Below are 26,271 nucleotides of genomic sequence, written 5' to 3' on the forward strand. Positions count from 1 at the left end.
ATGTTCAAATCCCGCTCCGGTTCCCAGGGTAACGCCTCGCCCTCCCCGCCACAGAGCATCGAGGCCGTGCGCCGCCGTGCACGCCATCGCCTGATCGGTGCCAGCGTGCTCGTGCTGGCCGGCGTGGTGGGTTTCCCGCTGGTGTTCGATACCCAGCCGCGCCCGATCTCGGTCGACATTCCGATCGAGATTCCCGCCAAGAACATCCCGACGCCCGCCAAGGTAACCAGCAAGCCGGCCGCCAGTGCACCAGTGACGACGGTGCGGGACGGCATCGGCGAGCAGGAAGAGGTGATCGAAACCGCGCCCCGGCCGGCACCTGCGCCTGCTCCAACTCCCGTTCCAACCCCGACTCCCACGCGGCCCCCTGTGGCGGCCGCTCCCGCACCGGCCGCTGCGGCGCCGGCCGCACCGCCTGCCAAGCCGGCGCAGCAGCCCTCGGCTGAGGCCAACCGTGCCCGTGCCCTGCTTGAGAACAAGCCGGCAGCCGCAGCGGCTGCCAAGCCTGCGGCAGCCACCGCGACGGCCGAGCGGCTGGTGGTGCAGGTGGGCGCGTTCGCCGAAGAGGGCAGTGCGCGAGCGGTGCGCCAGAAACTGGAAGGTGCGGGACTCAAGACCTACACGCATGTGGCTCAGACGCCGGATGGCAGGCGCATTCGCGTGCGCGTCGGACCGTTTGACAGCCGTGCGGAGGCTGACAAGGTGGCTGCCCGGGTCAAGGCCCTCGGCCTGAGCGCCGCCGTGCTCACACTGTGACCCCCCTCGGCCTGGAGCACTGATGGTCCTGACCGATTGGGTGCTGCTCACGGCGTTGCTGCTCTCGGTCGTGCTGGGTTTGTGGCGTGGGCTGGTGTACGAGGTTTTGTCGGTGGCGGGCTGGGTGGCGGCGTTCGTGCTGGCCCAGGCGTTTGCCGACCAGGCCGGGGCCTGGTTGCCGGTGGACGGCCTGTCGCCGCCGCTGCGGTTGGCGGCAGGGTTCGTGCTGGTGTTCGTGGTGGTGGCATTTGCAGCAGGCATGGGTGCCTGGTTGGTGCAGAAGCTGGTGGCCTCGGTCGGGCTGAGGCCGGTGGACCGTGTGCTCGGCGGCGCTTTTGGTCTGTTGCGCGGTGTGGTGATCCTGCTGGCGGTGGCGCTCGTGGTGAGCATGACGCAGATGCAGGCGGCCGCATGGTGGCGCGATTCGGTCACGGCGTCCGTGCTGTCGGCCACCTTGCACCAGATCAAGCCCTTGTTGCCCGAAGTTGTGGCCCGATATATCCGTTAGTTTTTCCTGAGGATCCGATCATGTGTGGAATCGTCGGCGTGGTGAGCAAGGCGCCCGTCAATCAGCTCATTTACGACGCGCTGCTGCTCTTGCAACATCGCGGGCAGGATGCCGCAGGCATCGTGACGCAACAGGGCCGCAAGTTCTTCATGCACAAGGCCAAAGGCATGGTGCGCGACATCTTCCGCACCCGCAACATGCGCGCGCTGCCGGGCATGTGCGGCCTGGGCCAGGTGCGCTATCCCACGGCAGGCAACGCGTTCAGCGAGGAAGAGGCCCAACCGTTCTACGTGAATGCGCCTTTCGGCCTGGTGCTGGTGCACAACGGCAACCTGACCAACGCCAAGGCGCTGGCGCAAGAGCTGTTCCAGACGGATCATCGCCACGTCAACACCGAGAGCGACTCGGAAGTGCTGCTCAACGTGCTGGCGCATGAGCTCGAAAAGGTCACGCGTGGCGTCACGCTGAAGCCGGCCGATGTGTTCGCGGCCGTGCGCGGCGTGCACAAGCGCGTGAAAGGCTCGTATGCCGTGGTGGCGCTGATCGCCGGCCATGGCCTGCTCGCTTTCCGTGATCCGCACGGCATCCGCCCGCTGTGTCTGGGCCACAACAAGGACGGTGGCGTGATGGTCGCCAGCGAATCCGTGACGCTGGAAGGCACGGGTTTCGAATTCGACCGCGATCTGCAGCCCGGCGAAGCGGTCTTCGTCGATCTGGAAGGCCGGCAGCAGTTCGAACAGTGTGCCGACCAGGTCAGCCACAACCCCTGCATCTTCGAGTTCGTCTACCTGGCACGACCCGATTCCGTGATGGATGGCATCTCCGTCTACCAGGCGCGCCTGAACCTTGGCGTGACGCTGGCCAAGCGCGTGATCTCCACCGTGCCGCCGAACGAGATCGATGTGGTCATTCCCATTCCCGAGTCTTCACGCCCGAGTGCGATGGAGCTGGCGCAACTGCTGGGCCTGCCTTACCGCGAAGGCTTCGTGAAGAACCGTTATGTGGGGCGCACCTTCATCATGCCGGGGCAGGGCGTTCGCAAGAAGTCGGTGCGCCAGAAACTCAACGTGATCGGCAGCGAATTCAAGGGCCGCAACGTGCTGCTGGTGGACGACTCCATCGTGCGCGGCACGACCAGCCGCGAGATCGTGCAGATGGCGCGTGACGCTGGCGCGCGCAAGGTCTACCTCGCCAGCGCCGCGCCGCCGGTGCGCTTTCCCAACGTGTATGGCATCGACATGCCCACGCCTGGCGAACTGGTCGCGCATGGCCGCACGGTCGAAGAGGTGCGCGAGATCATCGGCTGCGACGCGCTCATCTACCAGGATGTGGATGCGATGAAGCAGGCCATCGGCTCGCTCAATCCCCGGCTTTCGGGCTTTGATGCCTCGTGCTTCGACGGTGTGTACGTCACCGGCGACATCACCCCGGCCGACATCGCCCGCCTCAACGCCGGCCGCGACCAGGGCGAAGAGGGCGACGAAGACACCTCGCGCCTGGCCTTGCCCAATGCCCAGGTGGCCTGACAACGTAACTTTCCATGAACGACAACAACAAGAAGCCCGACCTGCATCGCGACACGCTGGCCGTGCGCGAAGCCGTCGAACGCAGCCCTTACGGCGAGAACTCCGAAGCCCTGTACCTCACGAGTGGCTACGTGCAACCCAGCGCCGAGGCCTCCGCGCGCCGTTTTGCGGGCGATGAGGAGGGCTTCACCTACGGCCGTTACGGCAACCCGACGGTGGCCAGCTTCGAGCAGCGCCTCGCCGCGCTCGAAGGCGCAGAGGCCTGTATTTCCACGGCCTCGGGCATGTCGGCCATCCTCATGATGTGCATGGGATTGCTCAAGGCCGGCGATCATGTGATCTGCTCGCACTCGATGTTCGGTTCCACGATCAAGCTGATCGGTTCCGATCTGGCCAAGTTCGGTGTGGAGTCGACCTTCGTCTCGCAGACCGAGGTGGCCGCCTGGAAGGCCGCAGTGAAGCCGAACACGCGTCTGCTGTTCGCGGAGACGCCCACCAACCCGTTGACCGAGGTCTGCGACATCCGCGCCATCGCCGATATCGCGCACGCGGCCGGCGCGCTGCTGTGCGTGGACAACTGCTTCGCCACGCCCGCTCTGCAGCGCCCGATTGCGCTGGGCGCCGACATCGTCATGCACTCGGGCACCAAATACCTCGATGGTCAGGGCCGTGTCATGGCAGGTGCCCTGTGTGCCAGCAAGGAGCTTGTGACCAAGACCTTCCTGCCCGTGCTCAAGAGCGCCGGCATGACGCTCGCTCCTTTCAACGCCTGGGTCGTGCTGAAAGGCCTGGAAACGCTGGACATCCGCATGCGCGCGCAGTCGGCCAACGCGCTTGCGCTGGCCCAGTGGCTGGAGGAGCACCCCTCGGTGGAGCGCGTCTACTATCCCGGTTTGAAGAGCCACCCGCAGCATGCGCTGGCCATGGCGCAGCAGTCGGACTGTGGTGGCGCGGTGCTGTCCTTCGCTGTGAAGGCCGCCGATCCCGATCAGGCCCGCGCCCGCGCTTTCCACGTGCTGGACTCGCTGAAAGTGATGTCGCTGTCCACCAACCTGGGCGACACAAAAACCTTGATCGCGCACCCCGCCAGCACCTCGCACGGCCGCCTCACCGAGGCGCAGCGCCAGACCGCTGGCGTGGTGCAGGGCCTGATCCGCGTGGCGGTCGGGCTGGAGCACCTCGGCGATATCCAGGCCGACCTCGACCGTGGCCTCACCACCTTCTGACATGTCCGCACCCATCCGCACCCGTTTCGCTCCGTCGCCCACCGGCTTCATCCACCTTGGCAACATCCGCTCCGCCCTCTACCCATGGGCGTTTGCACGTTCCACAGGCGGTGCCTTCATCCTGCGCATCGAAGACACCGACCTGGAGCGGTCTTCGCAGGCTGCGGTGGACGTGATCCTCGAAGGCATGCAGTGGCTTGGCCTGAACCACGATGAAGGCCCGTTCTATCAGATGCAACGCATGGACCGCTACAAGGCCGTGCTCGCCGAGATGGTGGCCGGCGGTCTGGTGTACCCCTGCTACATGAGCGTGGCCGAACTCGACGCGCTGCGCGAGAAGCAGATGGCCAACAAGGAAAAACCACGCTATGACGGCACATGGCGACCGGAGCCTGGCAAGACCCTGCCGCCCGTGCCCGAAGGCGTGAAGCCCGTGCTGCGTTTCAAGAATCCGCAAGGCGGCGTGGTGGCCTGGGACGACAAGGTCAAGGGCCGCATCGAGATCGCCAATGAGGAGCTGGACGATCTTGTGATCGCGCGGCCTGACGGCACGCCCACCTACAACTTCTGCGTGGTGGTGGACGACATAGACATGGCCATCACGCACGTGATCCGTGGCGACGACCATGTGAACAACACGCCGCGCCAGATCAACATCTTCCGCGCGCTCGGCAAGGAGCCGCCGGTGTACGCCCATCTGCCGACCGTGCTCAACGAGCAGGGCGAAAAGATGAGCAAGCGCAACGGCGCCAAGCCCGTCACACAGTACCGCGACGAAGGCTACCTGCCTGATGCCATGGTGAACTACCTCGCGCGGCTGGGCTGGAGCCATGGTGACGATGAGATCTTCAGCCGTGCGCAGTTCCTCGAGTGGTTCAACCTGGATCACCTGGGCCGCAGCGCTGCGCAGTTCGACGAAGCCAAGCTGCGCTGGGTCAATGCCCAGCACCTCAAGGCCATGGCCGACGACGCGCTCGCGCCGCTGGTGTCCTCGCATCTGCGGCAGCAGGGCATCGAGACCGATGCGCGCCTTCCACGCATCTGCGGTTTGTTCAAGGACCGGTGCGATACCACCGTAGCGCTGGCCCATTGGGCGCAGGCTTTTTATGCGGACATCACGCCCAATGCCGATGAGCGCGCACAACACGTGACCGACACCGTGCGCCCGGTGCTGGCGACGCTGGCCGAAAAGCTCACCGCATGCAACTGGGACAAGGCCAGCATCGCGGCGGCCATCAAGGAAGTGCTCGCCTTGCACAGTCTGAAGATGCCGCAACTGGCCATGCCGGTGCGGGTGCTGGTGATGGGCACGGCGCAGACGCCGTCGCTCGATGCTGTGCTGGAGTTGCAAGATCGTGAAGTAGTTCTGCGCCGTTTGCAGAATGCCTGAAAAAATCGCCTATAATCTGAGGCTTGCTGGAATGCACTGGGCGACGAAAGTGGCAAAGTGAATCGGCAAACCCTGTGGGGGTATAGCTCAGCTGGGAGAGCGCTTGCATGGCATGCAAGAGGTCAGCGGTTCGATCCCGCTTACCTCCACCAAGGATTGAAGTCGCAATGAGTCACTCATCGCGGCGGTCACAGAAAAAACAGCTTCTGTAACTGCTACAATGTGAGGCTCTTTGAGTCCAGGTTATGACCCTATCGTCTAGAGGCCTAGGACATCACCCTTTCACGGTGAGTACCGGGGTTCGAATCCCCGTAGGGTCGCCAAACAAGCCGCAAGGCAAGTAGGCAACAAGTGGTTGGCACTTGGTTCGCAAGAACGAACGCCATCTACCAGGAGTGGTAGTTCAGTTGGTTAGAATACCGGCCTGTCACGCCGGGGGTCGCGGGTTCGAGTCCCGTCCACTCCGCCACCAACACGGAAAGCCGTTGCAAGTCATTGATTTGCAACGGCTTTTTCTTTTGCGCGCTACACCGTCTATGCACCAGCGGTGCTACCCCGAAACGGCTTCGGAGTAGCAGTGCGGGGTAGCAGTCGGGGTAGCAGTCCCGACCGACGTCGCGCAGCGCTCCGAGGCCCTGACCACGGAGCATCGCTATGTCCAATGTCCGGGCCGCAGCCAGCCATCTCAAGCTGGTCCCTGGAGCAACTGGCCGCCTGCCGCAGTACATGCACCGGCGCGCCGGCATCTACTACTTCAAGCGCAAGGTCCCCGCCGATGCGCGGGAAGCCTTCCCGTACCCGGGTGGGCAAGTTTGGAAGTCGCTCGACACCAACCTGCTGACCGTGGCCAAGGTGAGGTTGGCCGTCGAGGTGACGGAGTTCAATCTCACCCTGGCGGCGTACCGGCGGCAACGTGCCGCAGCGATTGCCACCCAGGGGGTCCGCCCAGCCGTTCTTCAGAACGCTGGCCAGCCGGTTCTTTCGGTGGTGCAGGGCAAGGCAGGCGAAGCCGAGGACCTGAGCCAGGGTGCCAAGCCGAGCAAGCCGCCCATGGAGCAAGCGTCGCCACTGGACTGTGGGCAGAACTCGGACCAAGGTTCGCCGGCCGACGAGCAAAGCCCCCTCCTGGAGCGACTTCGCTTCCTTGAGGCCGAACTGGAGCGCATGCGCTCGAAGTCGACGAGCGAGTCCACCCCGGGTACGCCGGCAGTCATCCCGACTGCTGCTGTGCTCAGCACCGCTTGCAGCACGCAGTCGAACGCAGCCATCCCCGACCGGGCGGTGGTGCATGGCAGCGGCGCGGCGGGGAACTGCACGATGCTCCATCTGTTCGAGGATTGGAAGCAAACCCAGACTCGCCCCCGCACAATCAACGCGGTGGAGACCGCCGTGCTGGAGTTCCGCGAACTCCATGGACCGGTAGCAGTGGAGGCAATTTCCCGCAGCATGGCCCGTGCGTACCGCGACCAGCTTCTCGAGCGTGGACTGGCCCGCGGGACCATCGAGAACAAGCTGGGGTTCCTCAGTACGCTGGTCCGTCACGGCATGTCTGAGTTGGTGGAATACCTGGCGGCCAACCCTTTCGAGCGCATCGAAATCGTCGGCGCCACTGGCATCAAGCCGCCCAAGGAGCGGCGGGCCTACGAAGTCAGTGAGCTGAACAAGGTGTTTGCCAGCCGGCTCTACACCGGAGGCTATCGGCCAGAAGGGCAATCCAAGGATGCGGCCTATTGGCTGCCCATCCTGGGGCCCTTTGTGGGCGCGCGCATAGAAGAGCTGTGCCAGCTGGCGGTGAAGGACATTCAGCGTATCAACGGCGTGTGGTGCCTGCGTATCTGCAACCTCGACGATGACCAGAACGTCAAGAACGACGGCTCCTTCCGTCGTGTGCCCTTGCATGAGGAGGTCATTGCCAGCGGGTTCCTCGCCTACGTCGCCGGGGTCGCAGCGGCGGGGCATTCACGCGTGTTCCCGACGCTGCGCAACAACAATGCGAACCGCATCTACTCGAACTCTCCAGGAAAGTGGTGGGGGCGCTACTTGGACAGCATCGGGCTTAGCGACCAGCGGTTGGACTACCACTCGTTTCGGTACAGCTTCAAGCAGCAGTGCACGCTGTGCGGCATCGAGACGGAGGTTCGAGACGCCCTGACCGGGCACTGGGTCAGCAACAACGACAGCGGACGAGCGTACATGCGCGCCGAGGCTCGGCAGTACCCTTTCCCCAAGCTGGTGGCGGCCATCAAGCAGCTGCGCTATGAGGAAGTCAGGACCAGCCACCTGCACATTGAGCGTCCGCTCGAGGGCGTCGATGTGCTGATTCAGTAGCGCCAAGTGGGTCGTCGCGGCTCGACACGGCAGGCTCAAGTCGAGGCAGGTGTACGCCGATAGCTGTAGGGCGAGACTGCAAGATGAGAAAGCCCAACAAGACCGAAGCCTCGGAAGCGCCGCGCGTCTCCCCAGACCAGCCTTTGCCTAGATATCTCACCCTGCGTGACGGCATCTACTGGTTCAAGCGCAAGGTGCCCGCGGCCGCTCGACGAGCCGATTCAGCGCTGCCAGAACAGTACTGGCGGTCGCTCAACACCACTGAACTCAACGTGGCGCTTCTGCGTCTTCCTGCCGAGCAGGAAAGGTTTCAGGGCATGGTCGACAAGGCCATGGCCAGCAAGGCTAACGACCTGGTGGTCAGCGCGCCTGCGCGTGGTGCCGGGACGACCAAGTACTTGCTGGAGAGCCACATTCCGGCCCTGGTAGCGCGCTTCGAGTATGAGGTGTTGCGGACCGACGATGAATGGCGAAAGGCTCTTGAACGCGAAGACCGGGCCGGCGAGGTGGAGTTCCTGATGGAAGGTCTGGAGCAACGTTACGACCAGGCCGCAGGGGAGGACTACAGGGGGGTCGAGGAGACCGTCGCGCAGCTCTTGGAAGGCGAACGTCTGATTGCACCTCCAGGCAGCAAGGTCCGCGAAGCGCTCCTCAAGGAGGTGCTCGCCAAAGACATTGAGCTGATGGAAGCCCAGCTTGGCCGTCTCCGAGGGAAGATTACGCCCACACCGCGAGTAGCACCGCCCGCGCCGCGGGAGCTGCCGACGATGCTCGACCTCTATGAGGAATGGGCCAAGGCCCAGAAGAATGTTCGGACTCGCGAGACATACTGGAGCTTCGTCGAAGAATTTGAAGCGCTCAACGGGGCGGTGCCATTCGTCGGCATCGCCGACGAGCATGTCTTTCGCTACTTGCGCTACCTGCAACAACAAGGCGTGAACCGTGCGACTGCAAAGAACCGTCTGGGCGCACTCGCCACACTGGTTCGTGACGCACAGTCCGTGAGGCTCATTTCCCAGTCTGCCTCTGTACCATTTGAGAATCTGGACTTCTCGGGTTTCCCCGAAACGGAAGCCTCCGAGCTCAGACGGCCCTACGACATGTCCGAACTGCGCTGCCAAATAGGGAGTTGAGCGCGCCGAGAGGAAGTGCTTGTGCCCAGCCACTTCCTTTGCAAACATCGCAAGTGCTGCCGATATGCGGACGCAAACCTCCACCGCCGCAGCCCGCACACTCTAGGGCAGGCTGAGCGACGAGAAATGAACCCGCACCTTTGCAGCCCCAACAAGATTCGCCGGAATGCAGCATCGAGCCTCTCCCCCGGCATGCGCCACATGCGACAGGTTCTATTCGAATCTGTAGCTTTCCGTCAGAAACAACTGCGTTCAAGGCATCCTCCCGTTGCAGCCCAATTCCGTTAATTATGCTGAAGCCGGACAAGGCCGCAGTGTCATGTTTCCGTATAGGGTGGACAGAGAAGCCCCGGCACTGGGGCCAGGGCGTTCAATTAAGGGTAACTACCTGCGTGCAGGTCTCATCGTCTACTACGGCGGCATGAGCAGGGTTGGACGCGGGACCAACAAACGGGTTCTCCAGCCCCGCATACGCAGCCGTTGATGTTCTTGGCTCGAGGAGGCACGTCTAGCGTCCACGGGCCAGGCTGGATATCAGCCCGAGCGCGTACTCCACCGTCTTCTTGTCGCTTGTGTCCAGCGAAACCATGAACCGCCTGTTCACAACGAAGGAGGGTACCCGCTCGACGTCATACATCTCGACGGTAGGCTCCTTCCAGTCAATGACGGTGCTGTTGTAGAAGTTCACCTCCGGGCTGGCGATTTGCCAAGTTCCGACATAGCCTTCGATGTTTCGGCAGTGCCCGCACCCGTACTTCGAGAAGAAGATGACTTCTTGCTCAAGCTGAGGGTGAATGTCCTGGGAAGGCTTGGCGATTTCCTTACACATGACGCCGCTGGGCAGAACGGCAGGGCACGCGCTGGAGGCTGGGGGACGTGTGACGGTGATGGCTGAGGATGTAGTCTTCTGCTCGATTTCGACCTCTGATGAGTTCTTGGCTCTCGAGTAGACGTAGGAAGTCAGCTGGGCCTTGGTCATACTCGCCAGCTGCACGGCGTTGCCCAGTTTGGCCAACTCCGCATGAGACATTGCACTCAGGTTCTTGAATAGACGAACCAGCCCTTCGCGCGTGGTCACCTTCCATGTCCGCATTCCCAAGCGTCGGTGCACGTCCAAGGTGGCATCCACCAGGCCACCTTCAAGGGCGAACTCTTCAAGGTACTTAGGGTTGAACTTGGTGAGGTCGGGGCTGTAAACAAAAATCTTGCCTTCGGACTCTCGGGCCCTTACCAAAACGTACTGCTGGTGGGTTCCTCCCGAGCGTGCGGGCTGAAGGAATTGCACGATATGGTGGTCGGCATCGAGCTTGTGGAGCGAGATATTGCGAAAGTCGCGATTTCCATCAATGGGGCCTCCCCTGGAGATGCCCGCGACCCCAGTTTTCTGGATGAAGCCATACTGGCAATGGTTAGAGTCGTCGCAGGCAGTGACCAGTGGTGAGTTCGGAAGCGCGATGTCCGCACCGACATTGGGAAGCAAGGGCCGCTCCGTCGAGATGCACCCGGATAGCACGACGCAGAGGCTGAGCAGTGCACCGCTGGATGTCGTTCTACCTGCTAGCCTCGCGGCTGAATGTGTGGAGGGTAATCCTCCGGAGTACGGGGGGCGCAAACTGGTCAACAAATCCCAGAAACGCCTGAAGAGAGTGCTGCGCATTGAATAGCCCGGTTGGATTTCACTAACTTTGGGATACCGCCGTCTATCCAAGATTAACCGGTGTCGGTTCATTTCGGATGGAGCCGTTCCCGGCGTAGATGCCCGCACAGAAGCCAATTAAGCGACATTTCTCACGTGCAGCTGCACTAAGTAATCAGAATGCTGACGTGAAGCCTGCACTTTCCGCGCGGAGAAGGTGCCTCTCTCGATAGACGCGGAAAACCCGCCGTATGATGTATCTGCCTAGTTGTAAGCCGTAAGGTGGACTAGGTGGTACTGCTACACCGGTTACGGTGGGGTGGTGCTACACCGTCAGGTGCGTAAGCTGTTGTAGCGCAACGGATTTTCCGAGTTTGGATGGAGCCCCGTCCACTCCGCCAAGCAATTGAAAAGCCGTTGAAAATCATCGATTTTCAACGGCTTTTTTGTTTCCGTTGCACTCTCACCTGGTGGTCGGCGGAGTTCCCCATTGACTTCTGGCAACGGGTTGTGCGTGCCTCTCGATGGTGACACGTTTCACCAACTGCCAAGCCGTGTCCGCCACGGGCGTCAGTACACGCCGGGCTCTTCTCACCAGCATGATGTGACGTTCCACGCGAGGCGTCAGTGGTCGGGTGGTCAATCCATGCAGCCCTTCGGGCGGTAGCGCCAGCGTCGGGACGACGGAGACGCCGAGTCCCGCGGCCAGCATGCGGAAAATGGTCGTGACATGGCCGACCTCTTGCACCACCTGTGCCTGAACGCCGTTCGAGAGCAAGGCTTCGTCGATGAGGCGCCTGCTTCCTGAGGCCTGGTCCAGCAGCACCAGATTTTCTCCACCCAGGTCCGACCAGCGGACAGACCCGCGGCGGCGCGCAAGGGCGTGGCTGGTGGGGCAAACGAAACAGAAGGGCTCGGTCATGATGGGCTCGGCGTGCAAACCGTCCAACCGGCCGGGGTCGATCACCACACCGAAATCCACTTCTCCCGCGAGCACGCTGGCCAGCGCGTGGTGCTGCATGCGATCCAGCAACATCAGATCGAGTCCGGGGTGTTCGGCATGGCACCGGGCGATGCACTCGGGGAGCAGGTTGGCGGAGAGTGTCGGGCTGCTTGCCACGCGGACCCGGCCCTGGCGCTGCGTCGCCATGCCGCGCACATCCAGGAGTACCGCGTCGAGATCGTCGAGAACGCGCTCGAGCTGTATCGCGAGAACGCGGCCTGCTGTTGTCAAGGACACCTCGCGTGTGGTGCGGTCCAGCAGTTTCAGCTTCAGTTGCTGTTCAAGCTCGGTCACGCAGCGGCTGACCGCAGGTTGAGTCAAGCCGACGTGCGAGCCTGCCCTGGTGAAGTTGCCGAGCTCGGCGACGGCTTGAAAGACGCGCAATTGACGCAGGCTGACATTCATGAAAGGAAATCATAAATGAATCAGAACAATTGATTTCTCTTTGGATGAGGATTTGGCTTCAATCCTCACTGCACCTCCTTCGCTCCCTTCTCTGCACTCGACCATGGCCCGCTCTCGCTTGCTGCCCGACAATTTCACGCTGTACCTCGTTGTCACGGTCACACTGGCCAGCGTGTTCCCTGCGCAAGGCGGTTTTGCAGTGGCGTTAGCCTGGGTGACCAAGGTGGCCGTGAGCCTCCTGTTCTTCCTGCATGGCGCCAAACTTTCGCGCCAGGCCATCTGGGCCGGGCTCGGCCACTGGCGTCTGCAGCTGGCCGTGGTGACCACCACCTTCGTGCTGTTTCCGCTGCTGGGCTGGGCGCTCGCGCCGGTGCTGCGCCCGTTGCTGACGCCCAATCTGTACACGGGAATCCTGTTTCTTTGTGCTCTGCCGGCTACTGTCCAGTCGGCCATTGCCTTTGTGTCGATGGCGCGCGGCAATGTGCCTGCCGCAGTCTGTGCCGCCTCGGCCTCGACGCTCCTGGGTGTCATGTTGACCCCGCTGGTGCTGGGTGTGCTGCTCACGCAGACCGCCGCCATGGGCAGCCCTCTGGAGGCCATGGGTCGCATCGGTGTGCAGCTCCTGTTGCCCTTCATCGTTGGACATCTGATGCGGCCCTTGGTATCGGGCTTTCTGCAGAAGCGGGTCGCCATCATGAAAGGGGTGGACCAGGGTTCCATCCTGCTGGTGGTCTACGCTGCCTTCAGCCATGCCGTCATCGCCGGTCTCTGGTCGCAATTGCCCCTGACGGCTTTGATGGGTTTGATCGGTGTGTGCGCCGTGCTGCTCGCGCTGGTGCTTCTGGTCACCGTGTTCGCAAGCCGCCGGCTCGGGTTCGGCAAGGAGGACGAGATCGCCATCGTCTTCTGTGGTTCCACCAAGAGCCTGGTCAGCGGTGTGCCCATGGCGAACGTGCTCTTCACGGCCCAGGTGGCGGGCGCCATCGTGCTGCCTCTGATGATCTTCCATCAGATGCAGCTGATGGTTTGCGGTGTGATCGCGCAGCGCTACGCACGTCGGGCGAACTCAGCCACGCAGGCGGCGAAAAGCCCGCCGATGGCCCAGGTTCTCAAGCCCTAGTGCTTGGTGTGCATGGCTTTCCGCCATGCAGAGGTCCTCGAATTGCGGCCACTTCAGGCCGCCCGCTCCAGCCAGCGCACGCGCACCAGCCCGGTCGACAGCGCCGTGCCGCAGACAATGACGATGCCGCAGCCGATCATCCAGGGCGTGATGGCTTCGTTCAGGAACACGACGCCGTAGCCGAGCGCGAACACGGGAATGAGGAAGGTGACGGTCAGGGCGCGGCTGGGGCCGGCTTTCTCGATCAGACGGAAGTACAGGATGTAGGCGATGGCGGTGCACAGCAGCGCGACCGCCGCGACAGCGCCCCAGGCACCCGTGCTCACAGGCATGGCGGGCCAGAACCAGATCGTGGGCAGGGCCAGACCCAGGCTCGCGCCGATCTGGCTGCCGGTGGCCGACGCCAGCGGATGGGTGCCGGTGAGGTAGCGCTTGGTGAAGCTGGCGGCAATGCCGTAGCACAGCGTGGCCAGCAGACAAGCGCCCATGGCAAGCAGGCTGATGCCAGTGGAACCCTGGCCCGCCACACCTTCCGCGCTGAAGCCCGACTTGCCGACGACCAGCAGCGTGACACCCAGGAACCCGATCGCCAGGCCGAGCATGCGGGAGCCGCCGGGCCGGTCCCTGAGCCACAGCCATGCGACGAGCGCGCCCGTCAGCGGCACGGTGGCGTTGAGGATGGAGGTCAGGCCGGTGGTGATGTGCAGCACCGCGAACGCGAAGAGTGCAAAAGGGATGCCGGAGTTGAGCAGCCCGACGAAGAGGATGGGACCGACCTTGGCGCGGAAGTCGGTCCACACGCGAGGAATGAGGAACACCGGCAGCAGGAACACGGCGGCCAGGGCAACTCGCAGGCCGGCGGTGGGCAGCACACCGAATTCGGCAGCGCCCAGTCGCATGAAGAGGAAGGAGGCGCCCCAGAGAGCGGCCAGCAGCAGGAATTCCAGGGCAAGAGCGGGGTTCATGGCGGCAAAGTATGCATGGGCATCCAGCTCTTGCGGAACGTCATTGATGCCGGATGAGAGGGGGATTGATGAGGAGACCGGCACAATCCCGGCCCGCCTTCACGCCCGTGGCGGTGCGGCGCCTTCGAGCGAGAGCAGCGCGGTCTTGCGCTCCAGTCCGCCAGCGTAGCCGGTGAGCGAACCGTCCGTGCCGAGCACCCGGTGACAAGGCACCACGATACTCAGCGGGTTGCGGCCGACGGCGGCCCCGAGCGCGCGCACGGCGGCGGGTTTGCCAATCGATGCGCTCAGGCTGCCGTAGCTGGTGGTGGCACCGGGGGCGATGCCCAGCAGGGCGTGCCACACCTGTTGCTGGAACGGCGTGCCCATGCGCAGGTCGAGCGGCAGTTCGAAGCGCTGTCGCTGCCCGGCGAAGTACGCCGCGAGCTGCTCGATGGCCTGGCGTAGCACCGGGTGGTCTGGGTCGCGGCGCCAGTGGCGGGTGTCGGCGCCGTGGCGCTGGCCGTCAAACCAGACGCCGCTCAGGCCGCGCGGCGTGGCGGCGAGCGTCATGGCGCCCATCGGGCCTTGCCATGAAGTGAAAACGGTGAGGGGATCGTGTTTCATGCGGAGGCTCCAGTGGGTGACGCGACACGGCCCGCCGACCATGCCCTCACGACGGCGTAGCTGCGCCAGGGTTTCCAGGCCAGCGAGGCGGCTTCGGCCTCGCGCGAGGGATGGCGGGTGTCGTGCACGCCCAAGGCCTTGTGCAGGGCCACGTCGCCCGCGGGAAAGGCGTCGGGCCAGCGCAGGGCGCGCATGGCGATGTACTGCGCCGTCCAGTCGCCGATGCCGGGCAGCGCCTTGAGTGCGGCAATGGTGGCAGGCACGTCGGCGCTGCCGTTGAGCACCAGACGCTTTTCGGTCACCCCGCGCGCGAGTGCGACGATGGCGGCCTGGCGCTGACGAACGATGCCGAGCTCGCCCAGCCCGTCGCCGTCTGCCTGCGCCAGCACTTCGGGTGCCGGGAACAGGCGCGAGAGTGCCGGGGATGGCGTCTCGATCGGTTCTCCGAAGCGGTTCACCAGTCGCTGTGCCAGCGTGCGCGCGGCCGCTACCGTGATCTGCTGGCCGAGCACGGCACGCACCGCCAACTCGAAGCCATCCAGTGCACCCGGCACCCGAAGCCCGTCGCCATCCGGAAAAGACACGTGCAGCACGGCGGCGATGGCACCCGGGTCGGCGTCGAGGTCGAGTGCGGCGCGCATGCGGTGGATCACCTGCGGCAGCACCTCGCGCAGGCCACCGCTCACGCGCAACTCGATCTGGTGGCGGGCATCATCGAAGCGGGCCAGCAACCAGCCCCGATGAACGCGTTCGCCCACCGTCATGGACAGGGTCTGGCCAAGATGAAGCTGTTGCTCATCGACAAAGGCCACACCCTCGATCATCCGTTGTCGAAAGAACCCGAGCGTGGCGGCGATGTCATAGGGCGGCCGGTAGCCCAGGCGCACAACGGTGGCCTGGCCCGCATCGCGCGCCTGTGGAGCCGTCTCGCGGCGCAACTGGGTCGGATTGAGGCGGTAGTGGTCGAGGAAGGCCGCATTGAAGCGCCGCACGCTGCCGAAACCACTGGCCAGCGCGATCTGCGTGACAGGCAGATCGGTGTCGGCCAGCAACTGCTTGGCGGTGAGCAACTTGCGCGTGAGCAGGTACTGCAGGGGTGAAACGCCCAGACGCTCCTCGAACACGCGCCGCAGGTGGCGGTCGCTCACACCCAGACGCGCCGCCAGGCGCTCGCCCATCGCGCCGGTTTCGTCCTGCCAGTGCTGTGGGTCGTCCAGCCACAGCGTGGCCTGCTGCACAAGGATGGCCGAAGCGTCTTCCGTGGACCAGTGTCGCTCCAGCGGCGCGAGTTCGGGTCGGCAGCGCAGGCAGGGCCGGAAGCCGGCATGTTCCGCTTGAGCGGCATGGGTGAAGAAGCGGCAGTTCTCGCGCCGGGGCGTGCGCACACGGCACACCGGCCGGCAGTAAATGCCCGTGGATGTGACGGCGGTGAAGAACTGGCCGTCGAAACGCGCGTCGTGCGAGCACAGCGCGCGGTAGCAGGCGTCTTCATCGATGCGGTCCGGGCGGTTCATGGGTGCCATGGTAGGCCGTTTGATGGGGCAAGGCTGGCCGTTTCCGGACATATGCCTCGGACGTCGGTAATACCCCCCTCCTACAATCCACTTTCCATCCCCAACACAGGAATTCGCCCATGCAAGTTGCTCCGTCCATCTTCAAGGCCTACGACATCCGTGGCGTCACCCCCACCGCCCTCAACGAGGACGTGGCCGAGGCGTTGGGCCTGGCATTCGGCACGCGGGCCATGCAACTGGGTGAGAAGACCGTGGCCGTGGGGCGCGATGGCCGCCTGAGCGGGCCGGGATTGTCCGCCGCGCTGATCCGCGGCCTTGTGGCCGCCGGGGTGGATGTGATCGACATCGGCCTGGCCACCACCCCCATGCTGTACTTCGCGGCCGCCACGCTGTGCAACAGCGGCATCCAGGTCACGGGCAGCCACAACCCGAAGGACTACAACGGTTTCAAGATGGTGCTGGCCGGGCGCGCCATCTACGGTGAAGAGATCCAGGGGCTGCGCAAAGTGATGGAAGCCGACGCCCACCAGCGCGCCGACGGTGGCCGTGTGCGCCTGATCAATGTGCAGGCGGCTTACCAGGCCCGCATCGTCTCGGATGCGAAGCTGGCGCGGCCGATGAAAGTCGTGGTCGACTGCGGCAACGGCGTGGCCGGCGCGTCGGCACCGGCGATCTTCCGTGCGCTGGGTTGCGAGGTGATCGAGCTGTTCAGCGAAGTGGATGGCAACTTTCCCAACCACCACCCGGACCCGAGCAAACCCGAGAACCTGCAGGACGTGATCCGCACCCTGCGCGAGACGGATGCCGAACTCGGCCTGGCCTTTGACGGCGACGGCGACCGCCTGGGCATCGTCACCAAGGATGGCCAGACCATCTACCCGGATCGCCAGATGATCCTCTTCTCGCAGGATGTGCTGTCGCGCGTGCCGGGTGGCGACATTGTCTTCGACGTGAAATGCTCGCAGCGGCTCGCCCCCGCCATCGAGGCTGCCGGCGGCAAGGCCCATATCTACAAGACGGGCCATTCGCTGATCAAGGCACGCATGAAGGAACTCGACAGCCCGTTGGGCGGTGAGATGAGCGGCCACATCTTTTTCAAGGAACGCTGGTTCGGTTTCGACGATGGCACCTACGCCGGCGCGCGCCTGCTGGAGATCCTCAGCCGCAGCCCGGACGCGAGCGCCGTGCTCAATGCCCTGCCCACCAGCCACAGCACCCCCGAACTCAACGTGGCCTGCGCCGAAGGCGAACCGCATGCGCTGGTCGAAAAACTCGTGGCGCTGGCAAAGTTCGATGCGCCCGCGAAGCTGTCCACGATCGACGGTGTGCGCGTGGACTGGCCCGATGGCTTCGGCCTGATCCGCGCATCCAACACCACGCCCGTGCTGGTGCTGCGCTTCGAGGGCCACACGCCCGAGGCCCTGCACCGCATCGAAGCCACCATGCTGGATCTGCTGAAGCAGGCCAAACCCGACGCGGTGTTGGGCGCCAGCGCGCACTGAATGACGCCTGCCGATCTGCTCGATGAAGTGACCGTGGTGGTGGTCACGCACCACAGCGCCCATTGCCTCGAGGCGCTGGACGCCTTGCTCGCGCAGTGCCCTCATGTGGTCATCTCCGACAACGCCAGCGGCGACGGCACCCCCGGGCAGGCACGTCAGCGCTGGCCGCACGCCACGGTGCTCGTGCATGGCCGCAACCTGGGTTTCGGTGCCGCGAACAACCGTGCGCTGGCCGAAACGCGCACGCCGCTGGCACTGCTGCTGAACCCCGATTGCGAGATCACGCCTGACGGCCTGCGTGCCTTGGTGCAGGCCGCCAACGACATGCCCGACGCCGCCATCGTGGCGCCCCAGCTGGAAGGAGCGCCAGGCCGGCCCGACGTGAACTACCGCTGGCCCAGCACCGCATGGTCTTCACGTGGACCGGGCGCAGAGGGCCCGGCCTGCGTCGGCTTCGTGGTGGGGGCGGCCATGCTGTTCCGGCTGGCGCGGTTCGAAGGCGTGGGTTTCTTTGACGAGGGATTCTTCCTGTATTACGAGGACGATGATCTCTGCCTGCGCCTTTTCCAGCAAGGCCGGCCCATCGTCGTTTGGCCTGCCGTGGCGGCGGTGCACCGCGCGCGGGGGTCGGTCAAGGGCAAGACACCGTGGAAGAGCGAGTACCTGCGTGGTTACCACCACGCGCAGTCCAAGCTGATCTACACCGCCAAGCACCGCTCGCCCGGCCAGGCGCGGCGGCAGCGCTGGTCCGTTCTGCTGGGTACCACGCTGGCCTTGCCGCTGCGTGCGATCGCGTGGTCGCCGCGCCTGTTGGCCCGCATGGCCGGGCGCTGGATGGGGCTGGTGCAATGGAGGCCGCGTGACTGAGCCTGCCGTCAGCCGACCCACGCTGGGCATTGCCGTGCTCACGCTCAACGAGGCCGTGCGCATCGAGGCCTGCCTGCGCAGCGCCGCCTTCGCCGACCAGATCGTCGTGATCGACAGCGGTAGCACCGATGGCACGCGTGAACAGGCCGACCGCCTGGGCGCTCAGGTGCACCTGTATGCCGACTGGCAAGGGTTCGCGGTGCAGCGCACGCGCGCGCTGGAGCAGTTGCGCACCGACTACGTATTCTTTCTGGATGCCGACGAGGAGATCCCGGTTGCGTTGCGTGAAGAGATCGAGCGCGCCGTGGCTTCGGGCGAAGACGCCATATGGCGCGTGTGGTGGGACGAGGTGGCCTTCGGTCGTGCGCTGACCCGCATGAAGCCACGCGGTGGCATCCAGCGCCTGTTTCGCCGCAGCACCCTCGAGAGGTTCGAAGGCGTCGTGCATGAGGCTCCTGTGCTGCGGCATGCGGTGCCATTGCATGCTTTTCGTCAGCGCCTGCTGCACCACTCCCGCACCACGGTCTACGGCAGCCTGCGCAAGCTCGCACAGTATGTGCAGTTGGGCACGGTCAAACGCAGCGCCAAGGGCCGCCGTGGCGGTGTGTTCCGGGGCGCGATCACGTCGCTGCTCGTGTTCATCCGTGTGTACTTTTTCCAGCGCGGTTTTCTTTGCGGCGCCGAGGGCTTTCTCTACTGCCTGTTCATCGCGCTGGAGATCTTCTTTCGCGACGCGGCGTTGCGTTACGACACAGCGGATGCCGATCAGCTGGCCCGTCGCTAGCCCAGCCGCATCTGCAGCTTGAGCCGGTAGTACGCCAGGCGATCGCTCCACCGCAAACCCAGGGCGGGTTTCGTCAGGTCCCGGTTGCGCAGCGCCGGCTGGATCAGGTGCTGATCGAACAAGCCCATCACCACCTCGCGGTTGTAGAGCTTCGAGTAGCGGTCCCAGGAACGGCGTTTGAGCTCGATGGGGTCGAGTTTCTCGATGATCTCGACCAAGGACCGCGCATCCGTGTAGTGGAAACCCGCGTCGCGCAGGACATCGATGTGATGGCGGTGCTTGCTGCGCGCGTAGGTGATGACGGGCTTGTTGCGGATCGAGAATTCGCCGCATGCCAGCCCGAAGGATTCCCCTTGCAGGCGCGCGTGCAGCATGGCGTCGCAGGTGTTGATGAAGCGCGTCTTGTAAGCCATGTCGCTGCTGCCCGGCAGGAAGAGTGCCCGGGGGTGATCGACGAATCGGTCGATGTTGAGGAAGACGAACCACGTTTCCGCCGAACGCGCCAGAACCTGCCCCACCGCCTCAATGGCGCTGGGCACATCGAAGCTCTGGGCTCCTCCATGGCAGCCCAGCACCTTGGCATGGGCTGGTATGCCCAGATCCGCGCGCAGGTCGCCATCCTCAGCGGGCAGTTCCACGATGTGTGGCACCGCAGGAATCTGGTCATTGGCGCAGTGGCGGCTGAGCCATTCCGAGATATAGGCGTACGACGCGCCGTGGGCTTGAGCCGGGTTGGTTGGAAAGACCGCATGCACCATGGTCGGCACGGTGCGCGACCAGACGCCATCGTTCTTGCCGGCCTTGATCGCGTACAGCAGGTCCGCCTTGTGCTGATTGAGCAGCGCGTCGAGCTCCTCGGGGCGGCGATAAGCCATCACCGGGAAGCGGGCCTCGAACTTGGCCAATGCCTCGGGGCTGTTGTGCGGGCTCGCGGCGTTGTAGACGATCAGGCTGTCATGACCCAGCACGGCTTCGTTGTTCAGGGCGTAGTCGTACAGCGCCACCTCGGTGCCGCGGATCGAAAGCTGGTTGGAATGGAAGGCGATGGTTTTCTTCACGGCCTCACCGGGGTCGGCATGTTCGCGGTCGAGCGTGCTGTGCGCGCGTGCGAGGCGGCCATCAGCAGCGCGGACATCAGGATGAAGAAATGGTTTTCCGTGGACAACCAGAAGGAGCTGTGCGTCATGTTGGACGCCAGCAGGATGGCGAGAAAACCCATCATGAGTGAACGATTCGGTGTGTTCTCGCGCCAGGCCTGGCGGGCGATGCTCCCCAGGAACCACAGGAACAGCAGCAATCCGATCGCGCCCTGTTCAAACAGGAAGAAGATGAACTGGTTGTGAGGGTGCACGCAGACCACCGCACACCACAAGGGGTTGGTGAAGTGCTCCGGTGAGAGCACAGGGTAGGCCGCCGTGCCATGTCCCTGCAAGGGCTTGTCCAATGAACTCTGCAGCGCGAAGCGTGTCATCTCCACCCGCGCGCCGACCGAGGTGACCGGTGCGCTGAGGTCGATGCTCCTCACGTCCGACAACGCCTCCGCGACGCGAGATCGCAGCTGGGTGGAAGCGGTGAAGACGGTGGCCATCGTTGCGATCAGGACCACCGAGGCAATCGCCAGCCGGCGCGGTCGCAGGCCGGTGGCGAACAAGCCGAATGCGCCGATCGACAACAACATCGCGAGGTAGCCTGTTCGGCCTGCAGACAGGAACAGCACGCTGAACGCAGCCAGCCCGGCGACGCAGGCGGCAGGCACAGCGAATGTCCGATCGCGTGCGCACAGGGTCTGATGCATGGCCATCAGCGTGAGGAACGACATCAGGATGCCTTGTGCGATGTAGTCCTTGAACACCGTGTGATCCACACCAAAACCCTGGTTGTGCGTGCGGGTCCAGGAAAAATCGAACCAGACGTTGAGCCAGGTGATCGCCAGCGTGAACAGCATCGCGAGCGCAAACGCCTGGAAACAGCGGCGTCGCGTGGCGGGGTCGGCCAGCAGGCCGAGAAACACGGGAACCAGCAGGAATTTCGAGTACTTCTGCAGGGCCGCGCCAATCTGTGAGCCGTCGGCCGGTGACCAGAGGACCGCCACCACGATCCAGGCGAACAGCGCCAGCGCGGGCGCGGCCAGCGGGTTGGACAGCGCCTGCCGCGTGTCACGCAGCGAGCTGCCCCAGACGCAGCCGAGCAACCAGAACACCAGCGTGAGCAGCAGGCCTACGTTGGCGAGCGCGACCGAGACCGGGAAGGCGAAGAACACCAGCACAAGCGAGGCCCGGGCGGCGGGCTGGATGAAGGACGAGGGGCTCATGGTGTGGCAGGGGGCGCCTCCTGGTAGCCCGCCAGCAGCGGGGCCCAGTCGGCTTCGGTCCAGTGGTAGGGGTTCACGCGCCCGGCTTCCTTGCGCAGCGAACGCAGCAGGCGCTCGAGGTTGCGTGGCTTCCATTCGTCGCCCTGGCGCACCGCGCACTTGTCGAAATCCACCACCCAGGCCTGCCCGGCCGCGTCGAGCAGCAGGTTGTGGGCGTTGAGGTCGGCGTGGAACACCTGCCGATCGTGCAGGCGCCGGATCGCGTGGCCCAGCGCCTGCCACTCGGCGGGCGCCAATGCCCGGCGCTGCAGCCACTGCACCACGTTCGAGGTGCCCGGAATCAGCCCGACCAGGATGTCGGCCTCATAGAACAGGCCGCGCGGCAGGTGGCTGGCGGCGACGGGTTCGGGCACCGGCAACCGCCAGGAGCGCATCAGGCGAAGCAGCGTGAACTCGCGCATGGCGCGGCTGTCGTGTGGGGCCTGGCGCCAGAAGCGGTCGTCGCTCAGGCGCGCCATCAGGCCGCCGCGCCGGTAGTGGCGCAACACATGGCCACGCCCGTCCTGCTCGATCCGCAGGGCCTGGCCTCGCCCGCTGCCAGTGGCCAGTGCCATGCCGCTGGCGTGCGCGGTGGGGTCGAAACTGCGGGCCGAGACGCTGTGGATGTGGTCGGGGTTGAACCAGCAGGTGCGGCTGCCGTCCCTGACCGTGCGCACATGGGCGATGTTGCCCGTGCCGGCCGGGTGCCACAGCGGTTGCAGGATGGCCAGGGTGCGCGCCGAGGCGCCGCGGTGGCGGGCGATCAGCGCTCGCGCGGCCTCGGCCCGTTGTTGCCAGGCGGCAGGCTGTGTCAGCCATCGCTGCACCGCGTCGGCGAGTTCCCGGGCATCGTTCACGCACTCGCCCGCGCCGGTCTGCAGGATCTCGTCGAACAGGGGTGCTGCGTTGTGGGTGTGTGGCCCGAAGAGCACCGGCTGACCGACCGACATGGGCTCGAGCGGGTTGTGCCCGCCCACGGGCGCCAGCGTGCCGCCCACGAAGCACAGGGCCGCGTGGGGATACCACTGCATCAGTTCGCCCATGGTGTCGACCAGCAGCACCTGCGTGGCGGGTGTCACCGGCTGGCCGCTGCTGCGGCGCACGTGCGCCAGCCCGCTGCCTTGCAGGCGGCTGGCCACGTCGTCGAAGCGTTGCGGGTGGCGGGGCACGAGGACCAGCAGCCCGTCCGGCTGGGTGGGCCAGAGTTCGGCCCAGGCCGCCAGCCATGCGGTTTCATCCCCCTCGTGGGTGCTGGCCGCGACGACCAGCGTGCGGCCCTGCAGCGCCATGGGCGGCGTCGCCTGCACGACCGGGGCCGCCACGTCGAACTTCAGGTTGCCGGTCTCGTGAAGCCGGTGGGCAGGCACGCCCAGTGCATGGAGGCGGGCGGCACTGGCTGCGTCGGCGGCCGCGATGGTGAGCGACGGCCAGACCGCCTGCATGACACCACGCCAGCGCTGGTACGAGCGTGCCGACCGTTCGGACAGGCGCGCATTGACCAGTGCAACTGGCACACCCCTGGCGCGGCATTGCTGCAACCACTCGGGCCAGAGTTCGCGTTCCACCAGAATGAGCAGGCGGGGCTGCAGCCGGTCCAGGAAGCGGGACACCGCCCCCGACGTGTCGATGGGCGCGTAGACGTGCCGGATGCGATCGCCCCAGTGGGCCTGCAGCGCGCGCGCGCCGGTGGGCGTCTGGGTGCTGACGGTGACCGCGTGGGATGGCCACTCCTCCAGCAGCGCCTGCAGCAGCGGCTGCATGGCCTGCACTTCGCCGACCGAGGCCGCGTGCAGCCAGATGCAGCCGAACTGTTCGGGATCGATGGGGATGAAGCCCAGCCGTTGACGCAGGTTCTGGCGGTACCCGGGTTCACGCCGGCCCCGCCACCACAGCCAGCCCAGCAGGGGAATGGCCAGGGCCCGGCTGAGCAGTCGGTACGCCCGGTGGGGCAGCGAAACTGCGCTCAGCGCCAATGTTCGGCGACCCATGGGGCGGGCAACACGCGCCGGTACCACTTGCCGCTCACACCGGCGATCACGTCCGGTGGGTTGGGCTTGCCGTGGAACACGATGATCTTGGCGCCTGGCGGGATGGTGGGCGGCGAGAACCAGCCCAGGATGCCCGGACGCATGCAGTGGCGCTTGAAGCTGCGGCACCAGGCCTCGGGCCAGTAGCTCACCTTGCCCTGCCGGTTGAGGAAGCCGGTGATGTATTCCTGTTCGTTGCGCACGTCCGCGATGGACTGCGGGTAGCCGTTCTTCAGATGCTCCAGCGCGTCGGTGTGCGCGCCGATGGTGTAGAGGTAGCACGAGGTGTTGCCCGTGCCGTCCTTCTTGTCCCATTCCTTGATCACGATGAACTCGCCGGGCTGGTCGAAGAGTTCGTCCAGGCTGCCGACGATGACGATATCGAGATCCAGGAAGAGCGTTTGGCCCCGGAGGTCGTACAGCGGGTCGGTGAAGCTGGTGAGCTTGAGCCAGCCGTGGCCGAAGGTCCAGGGCTTGCGCTGGTCGAACTCGTCGAAACCGACGGCGGGGATGGGCTCGACCTCGACCGATGGGTCGATGCCTTCGCCGTCGTCGGTCAGACAGACGAAGCGAAAGGGGCGGCGCAGGTGCCGTGACACCATGCTGTGGAGCTTGTTGACGTATTCGGGGCCGTATTTCCGGCCCCACTTGATGCACAACACGTTGACGGTTTGCACGTCTTTTCCTTATGGCAATGCGGGTTGGAAGACGGTGTCGGCACTGGCGCAGACCTGCCGGGCGAGTGTAGCGGAGCTCACTTCGCCAGCAGTGCGTCGATGGGCAGCAGGTCTTCGGGCAGCAGGGCGCCACTGGCCTGGCGCAGGCGCAGGCTGCTCAGCAGCACGTTGTATCGGGCCTGTGCGAGGTCGCGCTTGGTCTGGAACAGCTGGCTCTGCGCGTTGAGCACGTCGATGTTGATGCGCACACCCACCTGGTAGCCCAGACGGTTGGCGTCCAGGGCGCTCTGGCTGGAGGCTTCGGCGGCCTGCAGGGCGCGAACCTGGCCTTGCCCCGACACCACACCCAGGTAGGCGCTGCGCGTGGACAGGTCCACCCCCCGGCGCGCGGCTTCGAGGTCCGTGCGGGCCTTTTCTTCCAGCGCCAGGGTTTCCTTCACCCGGTTCTGCACCGCATACCCCGCGAAAAGCGGCAGGTTGAACTGCACGCCCACGCTGGCCGTGTTGGTGCGCACGTTGCCGGCCACCGGCAGGACGGTGTTGGGTCCGCGTGCCACCTGGTACTGGCCGACCAGGTCCAGCGTGGGTTTGTGCCCGGCTTCGGCCTTGCTGGTTTCCAGCTGGGCGATCTCCAGGTTGCGTGTGGCCAGCAGGATGGTCGGGTGCGTGCCGAGATTGCGGTCGACCCAGGCCTGCGGGTCCGCCGGCAGCAGCTCGGGCAGCGTCACGGGCGCGGCCAATGGGCGGGGTTCCACGGCCGGACGGCCCACCAGATTGTTGAGCGCGAGCTTCTTCACGCGCAGGTCGTTCTCGGCGGCGATTTCCTGGGCCAGCACGAGGTCGTACCGTGCCTGCGCCTCGCGCGAGTCGGTGATGGTGGTGGTGCCGACCTCGAAGTTGCGCCTGGCAGCGGCCAGTTGCTCGGCCACAGCGGTTTTCTGTGCCTGCACGAAGGCCAGCGTGTCCTGGGCGGCGAGCACGTCGAAATAGGCCTGCGAGGTGCGGACAATGAGGTCCTGTTCGGCCTGTGTGAGGCGGGCCCGGGCGATGTCGGTGCTGAGTTCGGCCTGTTCGTTGGCCAGCCGGTTCGCCGGCCGGTACAGCGGCTGGCTGGCCGAGAGCGTGGCGCTCTGGTTGTTGCTGTTGCCGTCGAGTGCGCCGTAGTTGCTCACTTCACGGCGTGCCCAGGTGGCGGCCGCGGCCAGGCCGGCCTGGGGCAGCAGCCCGGCGCGGGCCTGCGCGGCCTGGGCCAGGCTGGCGTCGTACTGCGACCGCGCAGCCAGGTAGGTGGCGTCGAATCCGCGTGCCGCTTCGTACAGTTGCACCAGGCTTTGCGCCTGCGCGCTGGTGGCCAGCGATCCCAGCACCAGCAAGACCGCTAGCGGAAACAGCGGGCGGAGGGCAGACGATTGGCGGGCGGACGAAGCGGCTTTCATGCGGTGTTCCTTGGAGCGGGACAGTGCGAGGATGTGGAGGGGCTCATGCAAGGGGCATCCAGGGTCCGGCTCCGCCGGCCCGAGATGCCATCCCCCCTCGAAGCGCCGAAGGCGCGCCACAGAGGGGGGAAGCCGTAAAGCGGCGCAGGGGGGTGTTCATCTCAGTACACCGGTACGCTGGGGTCGCGCTCCTGCGACCAGGCATGGATGCCGCCGTGGATGTTCACGACGTGGGTGAAGCCGTTGCCTTCGAGGAACTGCACCACCTGCGCGCTGCGGCCACCGTGGTGGCACAGCACGGCGATCGGCTGGTGCCGGTCCAGCTCGAGCAGGCGTGCGGGCACGGTGCGCATCGGCATGGCGCGCAACTCGAAGCCGTCGGGTTTGACGGAGGCCGTCTGCAGTTCCCAGGGCTCGCGCACGTCCAGCACCACAGGCAGTGCCTCCGGCGCATCCGGATCGCTGGATTGGCGCAGCCAGTCGGGAAGTTGGGCGGGGGTGATCGAGTTCAT

22 protein-coding genes and 3 tRNA genes are annotated in these 26,271 nt (G+C 65.2%); 14 read left to right on the forward strand and 11 right to left on the reverse strand.

Going from position 1 to position 26,271, the window contains the following annotated elements; translation table 11 throughout:
* The 10 genes from J2X09_RS07490 (at nt 1) to J2X09_RS07535 (ending at nt 8,867) form a co-directional block, all read left to right on the forward strand.
* Nucleotides 1-756 carry an SPOR domain-containing protein gene (locus tag J2X09_RS07490; protein WP_204732365.1) on the forward strand — a complete coding sequence of 252 codons (756 nt, stop codon included), beginning with the start codon at nt 1-3 and terminating at the stop codon, nt 754-756.
* A 22-nt stretch (nt 757-778) separates the two neighbouring features.
* Nucleotides 779-1,264 carry a CvpA family protein gene (locus J2X09_RS07495; protein WP_204732364.1) on the forward strand — a complete coding sequence of 162 codons (486 nt, stop codon included), beginning with the start codon at nt 779-781 and terminating at the stop codon, nt 1,262-1,264.
* A gap of 20 nt (nt 1,265-1,284) precedes the next feature.
* On the forward strand, nt 1,285-2,790 hold the full coding sequence (purF, locus tag J2X09_RS07500) for an amidophosphoribosyltransferase (protein WP_204732363.1): 1,506 nt from the start codon (nt 1,285-1,287) through the stop codon (nt 2,788-2,790).
* A 14-nt stretch (nt 2,791-2,804) separates the two neighbouring features.
* Nucleotides 2,805-4,016 carry an O-succinylhomoserine sulfhydrylase gene (locus J2X09_RS07505; protein WP_204732362.1) on the forward strand — a complete coding sequence of 404 codons (1,212 nt, stop codon included), beginning with the start codon at nt 2,805-2,807 and terminating at the stop codon, nt 4,014-4,016.
* A gap of 1 nt (nt 4,017) precedes the next feature.
* Complete coding sequence (gltX, locus tag J2X09_RS07510; protein ID WP_204732361.1) at nt 4,018-5,406, forward strand: glutamate--tRNA ligase; 1,389 nt, start codon at nt 4,018-4,020, stop codon at nt 5,404-5,406.
* Nucleotides 5,407-5,482: 76 nt separating this feature from the next.
* Nucleotides 5,483-5,558, forward strand: a tRNA-Ala gene (locus J2X09_RS07515).
* A gap of 95 nt (nt 5,559-5,653) precedes the next feature.
* Nucleotides 5,654-5,729: transfer RNA gene (locus J2X09_RS07520), tRNA-Glu, on the forward strand.
* Nucleotides 5,730-5,798: 69 nt separating this feature from the next.
* A tRNA-Asp gene (locus J2X09_RS07525) sits at nt 5,799-5,875 on the forward strand.
* 185 nt (nt 5,876-6,060) lie between these two features.
* Complete coding sequence (locus tag J2X09_RS07530; RefSeq protein ID WP_204732360.1) at nt 6,061-7,734, forward strand: DUF6538 domain-containing protein; 1,674 nt, start codon at nt 6,061-6,063, stop codon at nt 7,732-7,734.
* Nucleotides 7,735-7,817: 83 nt separating this feature from the next.
* Entirely contained in the window at nt 7,818-8,867 is a 1,050-nt protein-coding gene (locus J2X09_RS07535) for a DUF6538 domain-containing protein (RefSeq protein WP_204732359.1), read from the forward strand.
* 508 nt (nt 8,868-9,375) lie between these two features.
* Here the strand turns inward: J2X09_RS07535 and J2X09_RS07540 are convergent.
* Both J2X09_RS07540 and J2X09_RS07545 read right to left on the reverse strand, forming a co-directional pair.
* Nucleotides 9,376-10,347 (reverse strand): thioredoxin domain-containing protein, encoded by a 972-nt coding sequence (locus J2X09_RS07540; RefSeq protein WP_204732358.1) that lies wholly within the window; start codon nt 10,345-10,347, stop codon nt 9,376-9,378.
* Between the two features lie 619 nt (nt 10,348-10,966).
* Complete coding sequence (locus J2X09_RS07545) at nt 10,967-11,911, reverse strand: LysR family transcriptional regulator (RefSeq protein WP_204732357.1); 945 nt, start codon at nt 11,909-11,911, stop codon at nt 10,967-10,969.
* Between the two features lie 103 nt (nt 11,912-12,014).
* Here J2X09_RS07545 and J2X09_RS07550 point away from each other — a divergent pair, with 103 nt between their 5' ends.
* On the forward strand, nt 12,015-13,031 hold the full coding sequence (locus tag J2X09_RS07550) for a bile acid:sodium symporter family protein (protein WP_204732356.1): 1,017 nt from the start codon (nt 12,015-12,017) through the stop codon (nt 13,029-13,031).
* Between the two features lie 53 nt (nt 13,032-13,084).
* Here the strand turns inward: J2X09_RS07550 and J2X09_RS07555 are convergent, their stop codons facing one another.
* The 3 genes from J2X09_RS07555 to J2X09_RS07565 all read right to left on the reverse strand — a co-directional run bounded on the left by J2X09_RS07555 (nt 13,085) and on the right by J2X09_RS07565 (nt 16,116).
* Nucleotides 13,085-13,996: a DMT family transporter gene (locus J2X09_RS07555; protein WP_204732355.1), complete on the reverse strand. Its 912-nt coding sequence runs from the start codon at nt 13,994-13,996 to the stop codon at nt 13,085-13,087.
* Between the two features lie 99 nt (nt 13,997-14,095).
* The gene (locus J2X09_RS07560; RefSeq protein ID WP_204732354.1) at nt 14,096-14,602 is read right to left on the reverse strand and encodes a methylated-DNA--[protein]-cysteine S-methyltransferase; all 507 of its coding nucleotides are present in this window, start codon (nt 14,600-14,602) and stop codon (nt 14,096-14,098) included.
* Nucleotides 14,599-16,116 (reverse strand): Ada metal-binding domain-containing protein, encoded by a 1,518-nt coding sequence (locus J2X09_RS07565; protein WP_204732353.1) that lies wholly within the window; start codon nt 16,114-16,116, stop codon nt 14,599-14,601. The genes J2X09_RS07560 and J2X09_RS07565 overlap by 4 nt, the downstream gene beginning before the upstream one ends.
* Before the next feature lie 119 nt (nt 16,117-16,235).
* On the opposite strand from J2X09_RS07565, the gene J2X09_RS07570 reads away from it, so the two are divergent.
* Genes J2X09_RS07570 through J2X09_RS07580 form a run of 3 tightly spaced genes read left to right on the forward strand, consistent with a single transcriptional unit; the run spans nt 16,236 to nt 19,269 of the window.
* Nucleotides 16,236-17,618 (forward strand): phosphomannomutase/phosphoglucomutase, encoded by a 1,383-nt coding sequence (locus tag J2X09_RS07570; RefSeq protein WP_204732352.1) that lies wholly within the window; start codon nt 16,236-16,238, stop codon nt 17,616-17,618.
* A complete protein-coding gene (locus tag J2X09_RS07575; protein WP_204732351.1) occupies nt 17,619-18,485 on the forward strand; it encodes a glycosyltransferase family 2 protein in 867 nt (288 codons plus the stop codon).
* A complete protein-coding gene (locus tag J2X09_RS07580; RefSeq protein ID WP_204732350.1) occupies nt 18,478-19,269 on the forward strand; it encodes a glycosyltransferase family 2 protein in 792 nt (263 codons plus the stop codon). Before J2X09_RS07575 ends, J2X09_RS07580 begins: the two co-directional genes overlap by 8 nt.
* On the opposite strand, the gene J2X09_RS07585 is transcribed toward J2X09_RS07580, so the two are convergent.
* The 6 genes from J2X09_RS07585 to J2X09_RS07610 all read right to left on the reverse strand — a co-directional run bounded on the left by J2X09_RS07585 (nt 19,266) and on the right by J2X09_RS07610 (nt 26,271).
* Nucleotides 19,266-20,327 carry a glycosyltransferase family protein gene (locus J2X09_RS07585; RefSeq protein WP_204732349.1) on the reverse strand — a complete coding sequence of 354 codons (1,062 nt, stop codon included), beginning with the start codon at nt 20,325-20,327 and terminating at the stop codon, nt 19,266-19,268. The two genes, J2X09_RS07580 and J2X09_RS07585, sit on opposite strands and share 4 nt — an antisense overlap.
* Nucleotides 20,324-21,580, reverse strand: coding sequence for an O-antigen ligase family protein (locus tag J2X09_RS07590; RefSeq protein WP_204732348.1), 1,257 nt, complete (start codon nt 21,578-21,580; stop codon nt 20,324-20,326). Before J2X09_RS07590 ends, J2X09_RS07585 begins: the two co-directional genes overlap by 4 nt.
* The gene (locus J2X09_RS07595; RefSeq protein WP_204732347.1) at nt 21,577-23,607 is read right to left on the reverse strand and encodes a 3-deoxy-D-manno-octulosonic acid kinase; all 2,031 of its coding nucleotides are present in this window, start codon (nt 23,605-23,607) and stop codon (nt 21,577-21,579) included. The genes J2X09_RS07590 and J2X09_RS07595 overlap by 4 nt, the downstream gene beginning before the upstream one ends.
* Entirely contained in the window at nt 23,583-24,323 is a 741-nt protein-coding gene (locus J2X09_RS07600; protein ID WP_204732346.1) for a glycosyltransferase family protein, read from the reverse strand. The genes J2X09_RS07595 and J2X09_RS07600 overlap by 25 nt, the downstream gene beginning before the upstream one ends.
* 77 nt (nt 24,324-24,400) lie before the next feature.
* The gene (locus J2X09_RS07605) at nt 24,401-25,759 is read right to left on the reverse strand and encodes a TolC family outer membrane protein (protein ID WP_204732345.1); all 1,359 of its coding nucleotides are present in this window, start codon (nt 25,757-25,759) and stop codon (nt 24,401-24,403) included.
* Nucleotides 25,760-25,920: 161 nt separating this feature from the next.
* Nucleotides 25,921-26,271, reverse strand: a complete 351-nt coding sequence (locus tag J2X09_RS07610) for a rhodanese-like domain-containing protein (protein WP_204732344.1) — start codon at nt 26,269-26,271, stop codon at nt 25,921-25,923.

Source organism: Hydrogenophaga laconesensis, assembly GCF_031457235.1.
GTDB classification, from domain to species: domain Bacteria; phylum Pseudomonadota; class Gammaproteobacteria; order Burkholderiales; family Burkholderiaceae_C; genus Hydrogenophaga; species Hydrogenophaga laconesensis.